14 protein-coding genes are annotated in these 16,242 nt (G+C 64.2%); 7 read left to right on the top strand and 7 right to left on the bottom strand.

Going from position 1 to position 16,242, the window contains the following annotated elements:
* Positions 1 to 307: 307 nt before the first annotated feature.
* Positions 308 to 2,152, bottom strand: a complete 1,845-nt coding sequence (ilvD, locus tag AC4HIX_RS09335; protein ID WP_490398790.1) for a dihydroxy-acid dehydratase — start codon at positions 2,150 to 2,152, stop codon at positions 308 to 310.
* 134 nt (positions 2,153 to 2,286) lie between these two features.
* Positions 2,287 to 3,465, bottom strand: coding sequence for a benzoate/H(+) symporter BenE family transporter (locus AC4HIX_RS09330; RefSeq protein WP_490398789.1), 1,179 nt, complete (start codon positions 3,463 to 3,465; stop codon positions 2,287 to 2,289).
* A gap of 105 nt (positions 3,466 to 3,570) precedes the next feature.
* Here AC4HIX_RS09330 and AC4HIX_RS09325 point away from each other — a divergent pair, with 105 nt between their 5' ends.
* The 4 genes from AC4HIX_RS09325 (at position 3,571) to AC4HIX_RS09310 (ending at position 6,288) form a co-directional block, all read left to right on the top strand.
* The gene (locus AC4HIX_RS09325) at positions 3,571 to 4,131 is read left to right on the top strand and encodes a helix-turn-helix domain-containing protein (RefSeq protein ID WP_490398788.1); all 561 of its coding nucleotides are present in this window, start codon (positions 3,571 to 3,573) and stop codon (positions 4,129 to 4,131) included.
* Positions 4,132 to 4,209: 78 nt separating this feature from the next.
* On the top strand, positions 4,210 to 5,064 hold the full coding sequence (locus AC4HIX_RS09320) for a DMT family transporter (RefSeq protein WP_490398787.1): 855 nt from the start codon (positions 4,210 to 4,212) through the stop codon (positions 5,062 to 5,064).
* A gap of 45 nt (positions 5,065 to 5,109) precedes the next feature.
* Positions 5,110 to 5,592 carry an SsrA-binding protein SmpB gene (smpB, locus tag AC4HIX_RS09315; RefSeq protein WP_475049480.1) on the top strand — a complete coding sequence of 161 codons (483 nt, stop codon included), beginning with the start codon at positions 5,110 to 5,112 and terminating at the stop codon, positions 5,590 to 5,592.
* A 213-nt stretch (positions 5,593 to 5,805) separates the two neighbouring features.
* Entirely contained in the window at positions 5,806 to 6,288 is a 483-nt protein-coding gene (locus tag AC4HIX_RS09310; RefSeq protein ID WP_490398786.1) for a hypothetical protein, read from the top strand.
* A gap of 73 nt (positions 6,289 to 6,361) precedes the next feature.
* Here AC4HIX_RS09310 and AC4HIX_RS09305 read toward each other — a convergent pair whose 3' ends face one another.
* Positions 6,362 to 7,453 carry a leucine-rich repeat domain-containing protein gene (locus AC4HIX_RS09305; RefSeq protein ID WP_490398785.1) on the bottom strand — a complete coding sequence of 364 codons (1,092 nt, stop codon included), beginning with the start codon at positions 7,451 to 7,453 and terminating at the stop codon, positions 6,362 to 6,364.
* Positions 7,454 to 7,736: 283 nt separating this feature from the next.
* On the opposite strand from AC4HIX_RS09305, the gene sseA reads away from it, so the two are divergent.
* Positions 7,737 to 8,591: a 3-mercaptopyruvate sulfurtransferase gene (gene sseA / locus AC4HIX_RS09300; RefSeq protein WP_490398784.1), complete on the top strand. Its 855-nt coding sequence runs from the start codon at positions 7,737 to 7,739 to the stop codon at positions 8,589 to 8,591.
* The gene (locus AC4HIX_RS09295) at positions 8,591 to 9,775 is read left to right on the top strand and encodes an amino acid aminotransferase (RefSeq protein ID WP_490398783.1); all 1,185 of its coding nucleotides are present in this window, start codon (positions 8,591 to 8,593) and stop codon (positions 9,773 to 9,775) included. The genes sseA and AC4HIX_RS09295 overlap by 1 nt, the downstream gene beginning before the upstream one ends.
* Before the next feature lie 396 nt (positions 9,776 to 10,171).
* On the opposite strand, the gene AC4HIX_RS09290 is transcribed toward AC4HIX_RS09295, so the two are convergent.
* Together AC4HIX_RS09290 and AC4HIX_RS09285 are read right to left on the bottom strand one after the other, a co-directional pair.
* Complete coding sequence (locus AC4HIX_RS09290) at positions 10,172 to 11,506, bottom strand: ammonium transporter (RefSeq protein WP_475049492.1); 1,335 nt, start codon at positions 11,504 to 11,506, stop codon at positions 10,172 to 10,174.
* A 26-nt stretch (positions 11,507 to 11,532) separates the two neighbouring features.
* Positions 11,533 to 11,871: a P-II family nitrogen regulator gene (locus tag AC4HIX_RS09285; protein ID WP_475049495.1), complete on the bottom strand. Its 339-nt coding sequence runs from the start codon at positions 11,869 to 11,871 to the stop codon at positions 11,533 to 11,535.
* Between the two features lie 268 nt (positions 11,872 to 12,139).
* Here AC4HIX_RS09285 and AC4HIX_RS09280 point away from each other — a divergent pair, with 268 nt between their 5' ends.
* A complete protein-coding gene (locus AC4HIX_RS09280) occupies positions 12,140 to 14,353 on the top strand; it encodes a transglycosylase domain-containing protein (protein WP_490398782.1) in 2,214 nt (737 codons plus the stop codon).
* A gap of 261 nt (positions 14,354 to 14,614) precedes the next feature.
* Here the strand turns inward: AC4HIX_RS09280 and AC4HIX_RS09275 are convergent, their stop codons facing one another.
* A complete protein-coding gene (locus tag AC4HIX_RS09275) occupies positions 14,615 to 15,202 on the bottom strand; it encodes an MlaC/ttg2D family ABC transporter substrate-binding protein (protein ID WP_490398781.1) in 588 nt (195 codons plus the stop codon).
* Positions 15,203 to 15,204: 2 nt separating this feature from the next.
* Complete coding sequence (locus tag AC4HIX_RS09270; RefSeq protein ID WP_475049500.1) at positions 15,205 to 15,966, bottom strand: MlaA family lipoprotein; 762 nt, start codon at positions 15,964 to 15,966, stop codon at positions 15,205 to 15,207.
* Positions 15,967 to 16,242 lie beyond the last annotated feature (276 nt).

The raw sequence follows: 16,242 nt of genomic DNA, 5'->3' as shown, positions 1-16,242 counted from the left end.
CCGGAGGCGCGCCGTGCGCCAGCACGGCGCGTGGCCCAACGCGGCTTGGCGTGCTGGCGGCAGCCAGCGGGCCATAGCGGCGGCGGGAGAGCTTTGCGGATGAAAGAAATTTGCTGAGAGGCGGTTCAGGGGCAGGTCTGCCCTGAACGCGCCTGGCCCATTGTTTTGCGCCTGAAACCGCCTCAAGGGCAAGCGGCTGCGCCACCGCGCCTTGCGCGGCCCTTGACCCGGCCCCCGGCGCGGAGAGCAGAAGAAAACCCGCCGTTTTGAGGCGGCGGGTTTTGCTTTGCTTCGATATTGAATGGCCTCAATCCTCGTCAGGCAGCGCGCGCACAGCGCCTTTGGCGGCGGAGGTGGCCAGCAGCGCATAGGCCTTCAGCGCCTTGGAGACCTTGCGCTTGCGCGGCTCGGCCGGTTTCCAGCCCTTGGCGTCCTGCTCCTCGCGCCGCACCGCCAGTTCCTCGTCGGAGACCGCGAGGTGGATGGTGCGGTTGGGGATGTCGATCTCGATCTTGTCGCCTTGGCGCACCAGGCCGATGGTGCCGCCTTCGGCTGCCTCGGGCGAGACATGGCCGATCGACAGGCCGGAGGTGCCGCCGGAGAAGCGGCCGTCGGTCAGGAGCGCGCAGGCTTTGCCGAGGCCCTTCGACTTCAGGTAAGAGGTGGGATACAGCATCTCCTGCATGCCCGGACCGCCGCGCGGGCCCTCGTAGCGGATCACAACCACGTCGCCTTCCTTGACCTTGCCGGTCAGGATGTCGTTCACCGCCTGGTCCTGGCTTTCGCAGACATAGGCCGAGCCGGTGAACTTCAGGATGTGCTCATCGACGCCTGCGGTTTTCACGATGCAGCCGTCCCGCGCGATATTGCCGAACAGCACCGCCAGCCCGCCGTCCTGGCTGAAGGCGTGCTCCTTGGCGCGGATCACGCCGCGCTCGCGGTCGGTGTCCAGTTCCTTGTAGCGGTTGGCTTGGGAGAACGCCTGGGTGGTGCGGACGCCGCCGGGGGCGGCCTTGAACAGCTGTTCGGCCTCCGGGTTGTTGGCAACCTTGATGTCCCACTTGGCAATCGCCTCGCCCATGGATGCGGTATGCACGGTGTGGCAGTCCTCGTGCAGGAGCCCTGCGCGGCTCAGCTCGCCCAGGATCGAGAAGATGCCGCCGGCGCGGTGCACGTCCTCCATGTGGACGTTGTGGATGTTGGGGGCCACCTTGCAGAGGCAGGGCACCCGGCGGCTGAGGCGGTCCATGTCGGACATGGTGAAGTCCACCTCGCCCTCATTGGCGATTGCCAGCAGGTGCAGCACGGTGTTGGTGGAGCCGCCCATGGCGATATCAAGGCTCATCGCGTTTTCAAACGCCTCGAACGTGGCGATTTCGCGCGGCAGCAGGCCCTTTTCCTCGTCCTGGTAATGGCGCTTGGTGATCTCGACGATCTTGCGGCCGGCCTCCAGGAACAGTTCTTTGCGGTCGGCGTGGGTGGCCAGCGTCGAGCCGTTGCCCGGCAGCGCCAGGCCAAGGGCCTCGGCCAGGCAGTTCATCGAGTTGGCGGTGAACATGCCGGAGCACGACCCGCAGGTCGGGCAGGCGTTTTCCTCGATGTGCTTCACCTGCTCGTCGGTGAACTTGTCATCTGCCGCCGCGACCATGGCGTCCACCAAGTCGATCTTCTTCATGTCGAGATCGGCGATGTCGATCTTGCCCGCTTCCATCGGGCCGCCGGAGACGAAGATCGCCGGGATGTTGAGGCGCATGGCCGCCATCAGCATGCCGGGCGTGATCTTGTCGCAGTTGGAGATGCAGACCATGGCGTCCGCACAGTGCGCATTGACCATGTATTCGACGCTGTCGGCAATCACCTCGCGCGAGGGCAGCGAGTAGAGCATGCCGTCATGGCCCATGGCGATGCCGTCATCCACCGCGATGGTGTTGAACTCCTTGGCGACGCCGCCGGCCGCCTCGACCTCGCGAGCGACCATCTGGCCCAGGTCCTTGAGGTGCACGTGGCCGGGCACGAACTGGGTGAAGGAGTTGACGATGGCGATGATCGGTTTGCCGAAATCATCGTCCTTCATGCCGGTGGCGCGCCACAATCCGCGCGCGCCCGCCATGTTGCGGCCATGGGTGGAGGTTCTGGATCGGTACTTTGGCATCAGGCTGGTTCCCTTAGTCTTTGCCCTCAGGGACACGATTTGCGCAATAAAGGCAACCGGGCGGGGCTCTCTTCGGTAATATTGGCGCAGATTGCGCCGGATTTCAGTGGCGTAATGTCTCTGGCGGTGTGTCTTCAGGCGCGCAGCGGGGCGGGGTCGGGGGGCTTCAGCCAGTGATTCACCGTCAGCCCCAATACCAGCGCCCAGAAAGGCGCGCCGATTCCCAGGAAACTGATGCCGGAGACCGTGGTCATGAAGGTAATCAGCGCCGCCTCGCGCCCCTGCGGTTCCGCCAGCGCGGCAGACAGGCTGTTGCCGATGGTCGCCAGCAGCGCCAGGCCCGCCACGGTGGCGACCAGCGCCTTGGGTGCGATCAGGAACAGGCTGATCACGGTGGCGCCGCCAAGCCCCACCAGGATGTAGACAAGGCCCGTCATCACGCCCGCCAGATAGCGGGTGTCCGGGTTCTCATCCGCCTCCGGGCCCGCGCAAATGGCGGCGGTGATGGCGGCGAGGTTGAAGGCAAAGCCGCCGAAGGGGGCGAGCAGCAGCGACGCCAGGCCAGTGACGGTGAGGCTGGCGGACACCGGCGGTTCATAGCCGCAGGCCCTCAGCGCCACCACGCCCGGCATGTTCTGCGAGGACATGGTGACGACATACAGCGGCAGGCCGATGCCGATCAGCACCGGCAGCGAGAAGGCGGGGATGACGAACTCCGGCCGCGCCAGGGTCAGGTCCAGCGCCTCCAGGCTGCCAAAGGCACCGGTGCCTGCGCACCAGGCCACGCCCGCTGCCAGCACCGCGGGGATAGTATAGCGTGGAAACAGCTTGCGGCCCGCGAGGAAGGTGAGGCCCATAACGGCGACCAGCGCGGTGTCGGTCTGCAGCGAGGTGAAGGCGGAAAGCCCGAACTGGAACAGGATGCCCGCCAGCATCGCGCTGGCCAGGCTGTCCGGGATCAGGCGGGAGAGGGCGGCGAACCAGCCGGTGACGCCGGTGAGGGTCAGCAGGACCGCGCAAAGGAGAAAGGCGCCCACCGCCTCTGCCAGCGGCACGCCATTGAGGCTGACCGCCAGCAGCGCCGCGCCCGGCGTCGACCAGGCGGTCAGGACCGGCTTCCGGTAGATCAGCGACAGGATCAGGCTGGTGAGCCCCATGCCGAGACCCAGCACCAGCATCCAACTGTTGGCCTGGGACTGTGTCGCGCCCACCGCCTCGATCGCCTGGAAGATGATCGCGACCGAGCCGGTATAGCCGACCAGCACCGCGACCGCGCCGGAGACAATATGCGACAGCTTCACATCCTTGAGCATGCGGGTTTTCCTCTGGCGCCGGATCGGGTAGGGGTTTTGTGCGTTATAGCGCACATTACATCCCGTGCGTTATAGCGCACAAGGCTTTTTTGACGGGCGGAGACAATGAGCGACGACGGCATCACCTTGAACCTGCGGGAAATCCGGGCAGCGGCGGGACTTAGCCTGTCAAAGGCGGCAGAGGCCACCGGGGTCAGCAAGGCGATGCTGGGGCAGATCGAGCGCGGCGAATCAAGCCCGACGATTGCGACGCTGTGGAAGATCGCCAAGGGATTCCACCTGCCGCTGACCGCCCTGATCGGCGAAGCAACCCGGCCGGTGGGGGAGGCCGCCGGGGTTTATGAGACCGTGCAGTTCCCCGGCAGCATCGGGGTCAAGATCGTGTTTCCCTTTGACCCGCTTCTGGGCGCCGAGACCTTTCAGGTGACGCTGAAGCCGGGCCAAAGCCACCAGTCGCAGCCGCATGACACCGGGGTGACGGAGGAGGTCTTTGTGCTGCATGGCTCCATGGAGGTGCTGAAAGACGGGGAATGGGTGCCGCTGGAAGCAGGCCAGGGCCTGCGCTTTGCTGCCGATCAGCCGCACGGCTACCGCAGCCTGGAAACCGGCGCAGCCTTTCTCAACATGCATCACTACCGGCAGGCGGCTCTGACGCAGCGGGATTAAGGTGCTTCACTTGTGTATTTTCCCCGGGCTGCCTACCAATTGCGCAAGTGATTGATGTTGCAGGTACTGGAGCCAGGGATGGACACGCTGCGCGGAAGCCTTCTGATGGTGCTGGCCATGGCGGCCTTTGCGCTGGAGGACATGTTCATCAAATCCGCCGCCGCCAGCCTCCCGGTGGGGCAGATCCTGATCCTGTTCGGTCTCGGCGGCATGGCGGTTTTTGCAGGCCTAGCGCGTGCGCAAGGTCACACCCCCTGGCACCCGGGTTTTGGCACGCGCCCGATGCTGTTGCGGTCCCTGTCTGAAGTCGCGGGGCGCTTGTGTTATACCTTGGCGATTGCGCTGACACCGCTGTCTTCGGCCTCGGCCATTCTGCAAGCGACGCCCTTGGTGGTTGCCGCGGGCGCGGTGGTATTCTTTGGAGAGACCGTCGGCTGGCGGCGCTGGCTGGCCATTGGGCTGGGCTTTGCCGGGGTGCTGCTGATCCTGCGGCCGGGCCTCAGCGGCTTTGAGCCTGCCTCGCTGTTTGCGGTGGCTGGCACGCTGGGCTTTGCGGGCCGTGATCTGGCCACCCGCGCGGCACCCAAGGACATGAGCAACAACCAGCTGGGGTTCCTGGGCTTTGCGATGCTGGTGGTGGCTGGTGCACTTGCGCTGGGCTGGACCGGCGGCGCTGTCTGGCCGGCCCCGCGCAACTGGTTGGATATCGCGGCAGCCACGGTGATCGGGGTGATTGCCTATAACGCCTTGTCTGGCGCCATGCGGGCGGGCGAGATCTCTGTCATTGCGCCGTTCCGCTATACCCGCTTGGTATTTGCCATGGTGCTGGGGGTGCTGGTCTTTGGCGAACGCCCCGATGCGCTGACCCTGATCGGCAGCGCCGTCATCGTCGGCAGTGGTGTTTTCACGCTGCTGCGCAGCGGCAAGGTGTGAGCGCCATCTTGCGCCCGCCGCCGCGCGGCCTTACATCTGCCGCCCATGGCCAAGAAAAAGCAGACATCAGACCCGAATTACAAGGTGATCGCCGAGAACCGGCGGGCACGCTTCGATTACGCGATCGAAAGCGATATCGAATGCGGCATCGTGCTGGAAGGGTCCGAGGTCAAGGCGCTGCGCGGCAACGGCACCAATATTGCCGATTCCTACGCCGCAGTGGAAAACGGCGAGCTGTGGCTGGTGAACTCCTATATCCCGCCCTACGAGCAGGCAAAGGTGTTCAAGCATGAAGAGCGCCGCCGCCGCAAGCTGCTGGTCTCGCGCAAGGAACTGGCCGACCTTTGGAACCTGACCCAGCGCAAGGGGATGACCCTGGTGCCGCTGGTGATCTATTTCAACCACAAGGGCCGTGCCAAGATCAAACTGGGCATCGCCAAGGGCAAGAAGCTGCATGACAAGCGCGAAACCCAGGCCAAGCGCGACTGGGGCCGCCAGAAGCAGCGGCTGCTGAAGGACGCCCGCTAAGGCCCTTGGCGAGAGCGCGCCGCTCCCTTTCATCTTTCTGAAAATACTCGCGCCGCAGGCCGGCGCCGCAAGGCGCTGTTCTGCAGCCGTCTGCTGTTGCAATATCCGACAAAATAAGTCAGATATGTGGTTCCCAGCAAATCCGCCTAAGGATCCAGCCCGGACGAAGAGGACAGCGCGCCTGCTGTCGGGACCATCGTAAGGGACAAGCCAATGAGTAGAGTTTCGCATGAGGCCGGGCTGGCGGCGCATGGATTTGACGAATTCGAGACCGGGCTGCTGCCGGTGCTGCGGCACTTTCTGATGAGCTATGAGACGCCGGACAGCCAGGCCTGGCAGCGGGCCTATATGGTGGCGGCGGAACGCTGGGGCGAGGCCGTCGGGCTGCCCGCGGCGCAGGCGCTGATGAAACTGCTGCGGGCGGTGCTGGACTGCCGGGACGGGCAGTTTGCCTTCATGGATCCTTTTGACCTGGAACTGCGCGGGACCGTGACGCCGGAAGAGGCCGCGCTGCTGCGGATGCTGCATCACATGCGCCGGGACCAGACGCCGGGCGCGCGTGAAGCCGTCGCCGACGTCACCGGCGGGCAGATGGATCCGCATGTGATCCGGGCCGGCCTTGCCTTTGCGCACCGGTTTTCCGCGGGCCACGCAGCAGCCCGGCCGGAAGCGCCGCGATTGCGGGTGGTGGCTTGAAACCCCTGGGAAGGCAGGCGCGCCCGTTTGGCGCTGATACCGGCGCGGTGCCGGCAGGCAAGAGCCGCCAGCCTTATTGCACGCTGGTGATGTATTCCGTGATCTTCTCCCGGCCCAGCAGGCGCTTGTGGGACTTCAAGGCGGGGCCGGCAAAGACGATCCGCAGGCTGTCGATCTCCAGAAGCGGTTGCAGCGCCGCGGCGGGCACGCCGATCACCCGCAGGATGGAGAGCTTCTTCAATCCGCTCAGCGGCGTCAGGTCGCGAATGCCGGTCCCCGAAATGCTGAGCTCCCAAAGCTCTCCCATCCCCTGAACCCCCTCCAGGTCCGCAACGGCAGTGTTGGTCACCGAGAGTTCCCGCAGGTTCTTGCCTGCGAGCGGTTTCAGGCTGCTAACCGCGGTGCCTTTCAGGGTCAGCTTGCGCAACGCGTTCAGCCCGGCCAGCGGAGAAATATCACTGACATTTGTGCCATCCAGCGCCAGTTCATTCAGGTTTGCCGCATCCGCAATCGGGGCCAGCTCCGCCACCTGCGTGTCCGACAGGATCAGGGTTTGCAGCGCCAGCTTGTTCTGCAGCCCCTCAAGGCTTAGCAGCCGGGTGCCATCCGCCCGCAGCATCTCCAGCCGGTCCGAGGCGGCCAGCGCGGCAACGCTTTCCACCGGGCAGTTGGAAATCCAGGCCACCCGCAGATTTGCGGCGGCCAGCGGGCTCAGATCGGAAACCTGCGTGTTGAAGGCCAGAAAGACCTCCAGTTCCTTAAGGCCCTCGAGCGGGCTCAGGTCGGTAACGCCGGAATCGGCGATATTCAGGCTCTGCAGCCGGGTCAGGCCGCGCACAAAGGACAGGTCGGTGACGTCCTTGATGCCCCAGACCGAAAGATGCTCAAGCGCGGTCACGCCGGCCAGCGGAGTGAAGTCCGGCGCGCGGACAGAATCAAGGCTCAGCCGCTTCAGTTCCGGCAGGCGGGTGAGGGGGGTTATGTCGGGTGCGGTGATGCCGACCAGCGCCAGCCGTTCCAGCCCCGGCAACGCCGCCAGCGGCGAGAGGTCGACTGGCGCGTCAAAGCGCAGGTCAGCCATCAGTGTCAGTTCTTTCAGATGGCTGAACCGTTCCAGTCCCTGCAAGTCCGGAGTGTGGCGACCGATCCGGATCTGCGCCTTCAAGTCATTGTCATTAATGCAAGTTTTCCCGATCTCCACGCAGCTTGCACGCAGCGCCTGGGGGCTGGCCAGACAAAGAAAAACGAGGAGGACTGGAATGATGCGTCGAAAAACGGGCATGGCAATAGACCTCTGCAATAATAAGCTCAAATTGTGTCTGCGGTTATTACCGGCACGTTAAAACGCCGCAAGAAATTTGTAACCGCAGGCAGACGGCCGGGATAGCTTGCGCCGCTGTGCTGCCGGATGTACCCATGGCGCTAAGTGCAGACAGGGAGACGCTTTGATGCAGGACGATCCGAAGACGCTGGTTTCCACGGACTGGCTGGCCGCCCATCTTAAGGACCCGGATCTGCGGGTGCTGGACGCCTCCTGGTATCTGCCGCAGCAGGGCCGGGACGCCAAGGCGGAGTATGAGGCCGCCCACATTCCTGGCGCGCGGTTCTTCGATATCGACGATATTTCCGACAACCGGTCCGACCTGCCGCATATGGTGCCGCCGGTCGAGAAATTCATGTCCAAGCTGCGCGCCATGGGCGTCGGCGACGGTCACCAGGTGGTGATCTATGACGGCGCCGGCCTGTTTTCCGCCGCCCGTGTCTGGTGGCTGTTCCGGCTGATGGGCCAGACCAATGTTGCGGTTCTCGACGGCGGTTTCCCCAAGTGGCAGGCTGAAGGCCATCCGGTCGAGGATCTGCCGCCGGTGATCCGCGACCGCCATATGACCGTGCGGGTGCAGAACCACATGGTGCGCGATGTGACTCAGGTCTCTGCCGCCGCCAAGCTGGGAGACCATGAAATCATCGACGCCCGCTCTGCCGAGCGCTTCCGCGGCGACGCGCCGGAGCCGCGCGAGGGACTTCGTGCGGGCCATATACCGGGCTCCAAAAACGTCCCCTTCGGCCAGGTGCTGAATGACGACGGCACCATGAAGGATGCCGAAGGGCTGCGTGCCGCCTTTGAAGCTGCTGGCGTCGATCTGAGCAAACCTGCGATTACTTCCTGCGGATCGGGCGTCACCGCCGCCATCCTCAGCCTCGCCCTGGAGCGGACCGGCAAAACCGATCACGCGCTTTATGACGGGTCCTGGGTGGAATGGGGTGCCTTCCCGACCCTTCCCGTTGCTACCGGAGAGAACTGATGTTCGAGACCCTGAAACCCCAGCCCGCCGACAAGATCCTGGCGCTGATGCAAATGTACCGCGACGACCCGCGCGCGGATAAGATCGACCTTGGTGTCGGCGTCTACAAGAACGCGGAGGGCGTCACCCCGGTGATGCGCGCGATCAAGGCGGCGGAGCACAAGCTGTGGGAAGAGCAGACCACCAAGGCCTATGTCGGCCTGGCGGGCGATCCGGCCTACTCAGACGCGATGATCAAGCTGATCCTCGGCGATGCCGTTGCCCGCGAAAACATCGCTGCCGCAGCCACCCCCGGCGGCACCGGCGCGGTGCGGCAGGCGTTTGAGCTGATCCAGATGGCCAACCCCAAGGCCCGCGTTTTCGTGTCGGATCCGACCTGGCCGAACCACGTGTCGATCCTGAACTACGTCGGCATCGAAACCGTCGTCTACCGCTACTTCGACCGCGACACCCGTGGTGTGAACTTCGACGGGATGATGGAAGACCTGAAGGGCGCTGAGAAGGGCGACGTGGTGCTGCTGCACGGCTGCTGCCACAACCCGACCGGCGCCAACCTCAACGAGGTGCAGTGGAAAGAGGTCATCGCGCTGCTGAACGAACGCGGCCTGATCCCGATGATCGACATCGCCTATCAGGGCTTTGGCGATGGTCTGGAAGAGGATGCGCTGGGCGTGCGCCTGGTCGCCTCCAGCTGCCCCGAGACGCTGATCGCGGCCAGCTGCTCCAAGAACTTCGGAATCTACCGCGAGCGCACCGGCCTGCTGATGGCGGTTTCCAACGATGCCTCTGCGCAGGCGCTGAACCAAGGCACCCTGGCGTTCCTGAACCGGCAGAACTACTCCTTCCCGCCGGATCATGGCGCGCGGCTGGTGACAATGATCCTGAACGACGATGCCCTGCGTGCCGATTGGGCGGCAGAGCTGGAAGAGGTGCGCCTCGGTATGCTGGGCCTGCGTCAGAGCCTCGCGGATGAACTGCAGCGGCTGACCGGCTCTGACCGGTTCAGCTTCATCGCCCAGCACCGCGGCATGTTCTCTCTCCTGGGCACCACGCCGGAGCTGGTCGAGAAGATGCGGGTCGACAACGGCATCTACATGGTGGGCGACAGCCGCCTGAACATCGCGGGCCTCAACGCGCAGACCGTGCCGGTTCTGGCCAAGGCGATCGTCGACGCAGGCGTCTGAGCGTTATTTGTGTTAAGGTGAAAACGCGCCCGCGAAACGGGCGCGTTTTTCTATTGGCTCGAGGCCGCGCAAGACTTGTTGTGAAAGGTCTTGTCAAAAGTTTTCAAAAATCTGTTGCCCGTTTCGATTCTGGTAACGGGCTTGGCAAGGGCGGGGCTCCCGCGCCTGTAAGCGTGCCTTGGCTGCGCCAAGACCCTTGCAGGCTTGGGCGTGGCACCGCTGGCGCGGTGCAGAGGAGGAACGAATCCGGGTCCCTCCGGCTGCGCCGAGGCAGCGGCGCTTGGCCCAACAGGGGGGATCACCTGTGATGATCCCGCGCCTGGCGGGAGTGCCCCGCCCAAATCGAAACGCGGCGCCTGAAGCAGGCGCCGCGCTTTTCTTTCAAGGGCTGTAAAGTCAGCTCGGCGAGAACTCCGGGTAGGCCTCCATGCCCAGCTCCGCCATGTCGAGCCCGTTGACCTCGTCCTCTTCCTCGACCCGGATGCCCATGGTGGCACGCAGGATGATCCAGACAACGGCAGAGGCTGCGACGGTGAAGACACCCACCACGGCGATGCCGGTCAGCTGGGTCAGCAGGTTGGCTTCGGGGTTCGACAGAACCACGGCCACGGTGCCCCAGATGCCGCAGATCAGGTGCACCGGAATGGCGCCGACCACGTCGTCGATCTGCAGCTTGTCCAGGAACGGCACCGCAAAGACCACGATCACGCCGCCGATGGCACCGATCAGGGTGGCCAGGCCCAGGCCCGGGGTCAGCGGCTCGGCGGTGATTGCCACCAGGCCCGCCAGCGCGCCGTTCAGGATCATGGTCAGGTCAGGCTTGCGGAACAAAAGCTGGGTCAGCACCAGCGCCGCCACGGCGCCGCCTGCGGCAGCAGCGTTGGTGTTGGCGAAGATACGCGAGATATCAGCCACGTCGCCGATGGAGCCCATCGCCAGCTGCGAGCCGCCGTTGAAGCCGAACCAGCCCATCCACAGGATGAAGCAGCCAAGCGTCGCCAGCGCCAGGTTGGAGCCGGGCATCGGGATGGTCTTGCCGTCCTTGTACTTGCCGATGCGCGGGCCCAGGATCAGCGCGCCGGTCAGTGCGGCCCAGCCGCCAACGGAGTGCACAACGGTCGAGCCTGCGAAGTCCAGGAAGCCCATCTCTTCCAGGAAGCCGCCGCCCCACTTCCAGCTGGCCTGGAACGGGTAGATCACCGAGGTCAGCACGATGGTGAAGATCAGGAAGGGCCACAGCTTGATGCGTTCGGCCAGGGTGCCCGACACGATCGAAGCGGTGGCGGCGCAGAACATCAGCTGAAAGAAAAAGTCAGAGCCGGTGGAGGCATAGGAGTAATCATCCGCGCCTTCTGCGGTGATCCCCACGGCTTCCAGAACGCCGGGGCCAAAGACACCGGACAAGACACCGTCAACCGCCCAATTGCCCAGCGGATACATCAGGTTATAGCCAATCAGCCAGTAGAACACCGCCGCCAGCGAGAACAGGGCCATGTTCTTGGTCAGCTGCATAGTGACGTTCTTGGAGCGCACCAGCCCCGCCTCCAGCATGGCAAAGCCCGCCGCCATCCAGAACACCAGGCAGCCGCCGATCAGGAACAGGAGCGAGTTCAGGATGAACACGGTGTCGGTTGCCGGGTTCACGCCCGGGGCCGGGCCGTCCTGGGCAAGGGCCAGGCCCGGCAGCGCCGTCAGCGCCAGCGCGGCCAAGGGGAGTTTCAGTTGCTTCATATGTCTTTCCTCCATGCCGGGCGCGCTCAGAGCGCCTCGAGATTGGTTTCGCCGGTGCGCACCCGCACGGCCTGTTCCACATCCAGAACAAAAATCTTGCCGTCACCGATCTTGCCGGTGCGGGCGGTCTCAGAGATGGCGCTGACGGCGGCCTCGGCCTGATCGGCGGGCACCACCAGTTCCAGCTTCAGCTTCGGCACGAAGTTCACTTCGTACTCGGCGCCCCGGTAGATTTCCGTGTGCCCGGCCTGCGCGCCGAAGCCCTTGATTTCGGTGACCATCAGCCCGCTGACACCCAGCGAGGTCAGCGCTTCGCGGACCTCGTCCAGCTTGAAGGGCTTGATGGCAGCTATGATCAGTTTCATCTCAGCATCCCCTGCATTTGATTACGCCGGCCCCATGCCGATGCATTTCGCACTTGCAGCAAAACGGGCCGCCCGAGTCGTGCAAAGAAACGGCCAGCAAGTTTCCGCGCGTCTTTCTGCGAGCGCACAATAATTTTGCGCCTTTTGCCCGGTTCGCTTAAAAACCGGCCATCTGGCAAAAGGGGAAAGGTCCGGATTCTGCCCCTCTACAAACCGCGGCAGGCAGAGTATTGTCGCGGCAAACGGGCAAACCGGGCAGGAAATGACGATGGCTCAAGGATCCGGGCGCAAGCCTCTGGTGGCAGAAAAACGCTATTCCGCAGGCGGCAAGGGCAGGGCCTCTGCCGCGAAAAAGCCCGTGCGCAGGAAGCCCGCGCGCAAGGCAAAGAAGGCCGGGCTCTTCGGTCTGTTGTTCCGCAAGAAGACGCGCGCCAGGCCCGCGCCTAAGAAGCGCGGCCTTATCGGCCTTTTGCTGGCGCCCTTTGCCTGGGCGTTCCGGCTGGTCTGGGGATTCACCTGGCGTATTGGCATGGTGGTCTGCGGGCTGATCGGCCTGGCGGTGGCTTTCCAGTATGCCAGGCTGCCGGAAGTCTCTGCCTACCTCGACGGACGCGCGCGCGGTTCGGTCACTTTGCTGGACCGCGAGGGCGAGGTCTTTGCCTGGCGTGGCGACCAGTTCGGCGGCGTGGTGACGGCGGATACCGTCTCGCCGCATCTGAAGAATGCGATCGTCGCGACTGAGGACAAGCGGTTCTACCGCCATTTCGGCATCTCGCCGCGCGGCATCGCCAGCGCCGTGCGCATCAACCTCAGCGAGGGCCGCGGGCCGTTGTCGGGCCATGGCGGCTCTACCATCACCCAGCAGACCGCCAAGCTCTTGTGCCTGGGGCGCGTCTATGACCCCTCTGAGTGGAAGAGCGAAAGCGCCTATGAGGCTGACTGCCGTAAGAGCTCGCTGTGGCGCAAGGCGACCGAGGCGGTATTTGCCCTGGCGATGGAGACCAAATACACCAAAGACGAGATCCTCTCGATCTACATGAACCGCGCCTATATGGGCGGAGGCGCCTATGGCGCCGAGGCGGCTGCGCAGCGGTATTTCGGCAAATCCGCCAACCAGCTGTCTCCGGCAGAAGGCGCAATGCTGGCCGGTCTGCTGACTGCGCCGTCAACTCTGGCGCCGACCAACAGCCTGAAGCGTTCGCAGGACCGCGCCGCGACCGTGCTGCGGCTGATGCAGGAACAGGGTTATCTCACCACCGCGGAGATGAAGCGCAACCAGGATAACCCTGCCGTGCTGAGCGAGGCCGCCGCGGCGCGGGCTGGCGGTTATTTTGCCGACTGGGTTATGGATACCATCCCGGACTTCCTGGGCGATCAGACCACCGAGGATGTCGTAATCCGCTCGACCTTGGATCAGCGCCTGCAGACGGCGGCTGAAGAAGCGCTGAAATACGTGTTCGAGAACAAGGTCCGTGAAGGCTCCAAGGCGCAGGCGGCGATTGTAGTGATGAGCGCCGACGGAGCCGTGCGCGCCATGGTCGGCGGCCGCAAGACGAAGGTGTCGGGCGTGTTCAACCGCGCCACACAGGCCAAGCGGCAGACTGGCTCGGCTTTCAAGCCGTTTGTCTACGCCACCGCGCTGGAGCTTGGCTATTCGCCCTATGACCGGGTGCTGGACGCGAAATACTGCCTGAACATTCCGGGGTCGGGCCAGTGGTGCCCGGACAACTATACACGCAAGTTTTATGGCGAGGTGACACTGGCGCGGGCGCTGCGGGATTCGCTCAACGTGCCGGCGGTGAAGATCTCCGAGGCGGTGGGCCGCGACAAGGTTAGCCGGGTGGCCCGGGATTTCGGCATCGACAGCGACCTGGCGGCAGGGCCCGCGCTGGCCTTGGGCGCCTCCGAAAGCAGCCTGCTGGAAATGACCGGGGCCTACGCTGGCATCCTCAACGGCGGCTCCTCAGTGACGCCTTACGGGGTGACCGAGCTGAAGCTGGTCGAGGACAGCAACGCGCTGATGGGCGCCAGCGGCGGTATCGGCGAACGGGTGATCCGCACTGAGGCGGCGCAGCAGCTGGTCTGGATGATGGAGAAGGTGATTGCCGGCGGCACGGGCCAGCGGGCGCAGATCCCGGGCTGGCAGGCGGCGGGCAAGTCCGGCACCACTTCGGCGGCCAAGGATGCCTGGTTCATCGGCTTCACTGCCGATTATGTGGCGGGCGTCTGGATGGGCTATGACGACAACACGCCGCTGTCCGGTGTGACTGGCGGCGGCCTGCCGGCCGAGATCTGGAAGGAAACCATGGTGCGGGTGCATGAAGGGCTGGAGCCCAAGCCGCTGCCGATGCTGGAACCAGCGCCGATAGCGCCGCCGCCGCAGGAACCGCGCCGCGAGCGCCGCCGCCGTCAGGGACCGAACCTTGGCCAGGAGCTGGGCCGCGCGGTCGACAACATCCTGCGCGATATCCTGGGCAACTGACCGGCGTCGGGGCTGGCGGGAGCTCTCCCGCCTGTCTCAGGCCGCCTTGCGGAGCCCTTCGGCAGTTGGGCCCGGCGCCGCACCCAGAGGGTGCGGCGTGCGCCCTGCCCGCGGGGCAGGGCGCCAGACCCAACGGGAGCAAGGCATCACTGATGCTGCAGCGACGGGCGGGAGTGCCCCGCTGCATGCGGGCCAATACCGTCAGCAGAACAAAAAAGGCTCCCCGCGGGGAGCCTATTTCTAATCCAGTGACGGGGTGCTTCAGCTCAGCCGCTTCAGCTCTGCAATCAGCGCGTCAATGTCGCCCCGCTTGCTGTCCAGGATCGCGCCGATCTCGGTGCGTTCGGTCAGGAGGAGATTGACGCCTTCAATGAACATGTTGAAGAACAGATCCCGGCCGGAGCGATCCGACACAAGGAATGTCACCTCGAAGGGGGACTGGCCCTTGAGGTAGGCTATGGTGCTCACCTCATACCACTTTTTCACCTTCTTGACGCCAGTCACCTCCAGCTTGCCGCCGATGAACTCACGGAAGCGCTTGCCATACTTGCGCGAGATATAGCCCTGGAAGGCCTGGGAGAACGCCTGCTTCTGTGCGGAGGACGCCCGGCGCCCGTCCGAACCCAGCGCATAGGCGGCGATATAGGAGGTGTCGCTGTAGCGCTGGAAGATCCGCTCGAAGTCGCGGTACATCGCGCTCTCGCCCTTGCCGGAGGCGATCACACGGTTGATGTCGGTGACCAGGCTGTTGATCAGCGTGCTGGCGCTGGCTTCGTTCAGCGCCCACAGGGCTTGCGGCGCGGTGGCCAGCACGGCGCCGGCACCCATCAGAAATTTGCGGCGGTCCATCGTCAGAATCCTTCGGTGTCCAGTTCGAACGGGTCGATTTCCTTGATCTCTTCGCCATCGCCCAGCTCGAACCGGCGGTTCTGCAGATAGATCAGGCGCGATTGCGCATAGCTGTCGGCGCTCTCGTAGAGAATCGAATCGATCGTGTCGGAATAGTTGCCACGATCGCCCATGCGGCGCACGATTTCCGCATAGATGCTGATGTTGTCGGCAGTATTCTGCTCGACATATCCCAGCGGGTTGGTGAAGAAATCCACCGCAATCCCGGCGGCATCGCGGGAGGTGGAGGGGCCAAAAAACGGCAGCTCGACGTAGGCGCCTTCGCCAACGCCCCAAACGTGCAGCGTCTCGCCGAAGTCGGTATCGACTGGCGGCACGTTGAACTCGCTGGCGGGGTCAGCCAGGCCCGCAAAGCCCACTGTGGAGTTGATCACGAAGCGCGAAAACGCGTTGCCGGCCATCTTCAGATCGCCCTGCAGCAGCGCGTTGATCATTTGCCCCGGCATCGACAGGTTCTCGGCAAAGTGGGAGAAGCTGGTCACCATCGGCGGGGGAACAATTGCCACATAACCCTTGGAAGCAGGCCGGAACGCCAGCCGGTCGACCCCGCGGTTAAAGGCGTGAACCGTGCGGTTGGTTTTCTCGTAGGGGTCGAACACCTCGCCGGAGGCCCGCGCGACAGGATCCTGGGTGGCACAGCCAGCAGCGAAGGCGGCGAAAATCAGCGCAAACAGAAATTTATGCGGTCGCAACATATAGGGCATTCGGTTAAGTGTCCAAATTGATACTGGCGCCGGCGCGTCGGAGGGCAAATAAGGATTCTCCCGCCGTTTTCCAGTCTGATTGCATTTTTTTACCTGCTTGTGTCACAACTGATACAACCCAGACCATGATGCAACCCAGCCCTGACCCGAAGCCAAGGAACCACTAGTGCAGTCTGCCCATGAATAAAAGTGTTTATAAAAATGGCTATGAGGAACTGCGTGCCGTGCGGCGGCAGAGCCGTGGCCTTTACTGGTTTACCGGGATCTTCAGCTTCT

This window comes from Leisingera sp., assembly GCF_982940295.1.
This window is presented reverse-complemented; position numbering and strand designations above follow the sequence as displayed.

Bases quoted from the DNA above. Each gene is read 5' to 3' on its own strand.
- ilvD (WP_490398790.1), bottom strand. From the start codon at position 2,152: ATGCCAAAGTACCGATCCAGAACCTCCACCCATGGCCGCAACATGGCG.
- AC4HIX_RS09330 (WP_490398789.1), bottom strand. From the start codon at position 3,465: ATGCTCAAGGATGTGAAGCTGTCGCATATTGTCTCCGGCGCGGTCGCG.
- AC4HIX_RS09325 (WP_490398788.1), top strand. From the start codon at position 3,571: ATGAGCGACGACGGCATCACCTTGAACCTGCGGGAAATCCGGGCAGCG.
- AC4HIX_RS09320 (WP_490398787.1), top strand. From the start codon at position 4,210: ATGGACACGCTGCGCGGAAGCCTTCTGATGGTGCTGGCCATGGCGGCC.
- smpB (WP_475049480.1), top strand. From the start codon at position 5,110: ATGGCCAAGAAAAAGCAGACATCAGACCCGAATTACAAGGTGATCGCC.
- AC4HIX_RS09310 (WP_490398786.1), top strand. From the start codon at position 5,806: ATGAGTAGAGTTTCGCATGAGGCCGGGCTGGCGGCGCATGGATTTGAC.
- sseA (WP_490398784.1), top strand. From the start codon at position 7,737: ATGCAGGACGATCCGAAGACGCTGGTTTCCACGGACTGGCTGGCCGCC.
- AC4HIX_RS09295 (WP_490398783.1), top strand. From the start codon at position 8,591: ATGTTCGAGACCCTGAAACCCCAGCCCGCCGACAAGATCCTGGCGCTG.
- AC4HIX_RS09290 (WP_475049492.1), bottom strand. From the start codon at position 11,506: ATGAAGCAACTGAAACTCCCCTTGGCCGCGCTGGCGCTGACGGCGCTG.
- AC4HIX_RS09285 (WP_475049495.1), bottom strand. From the start codon at position 11,871: ATGAAACTGATCATAGCTGCCATCAAGCCCTTCAAGCTGGACGAGGTC.
- AC4HIX_RS09280 (WP_490398782.1), top strand. From the start codon at position 12,140: ATGGCTCAAGGATCCGGGCGCAAGCCTCTGGTGGCAGAAAAACGCTAT.
- AC4HIX_RS09275 (WP_490398781.1), bottom strand. From the start codon at position 15,202: ATGGACCGCCGCAAATTTCTGATGGGTGCCGGCGCCGTGCTGGCCACC.
- AC4HIX_RS09270 (WP_475049500.1), bottom strand. From the start codon at position 15,966: ATGCCCTATATGTTGCGACCGCATAAATTTCTGTTTGCGCTGATTTTC.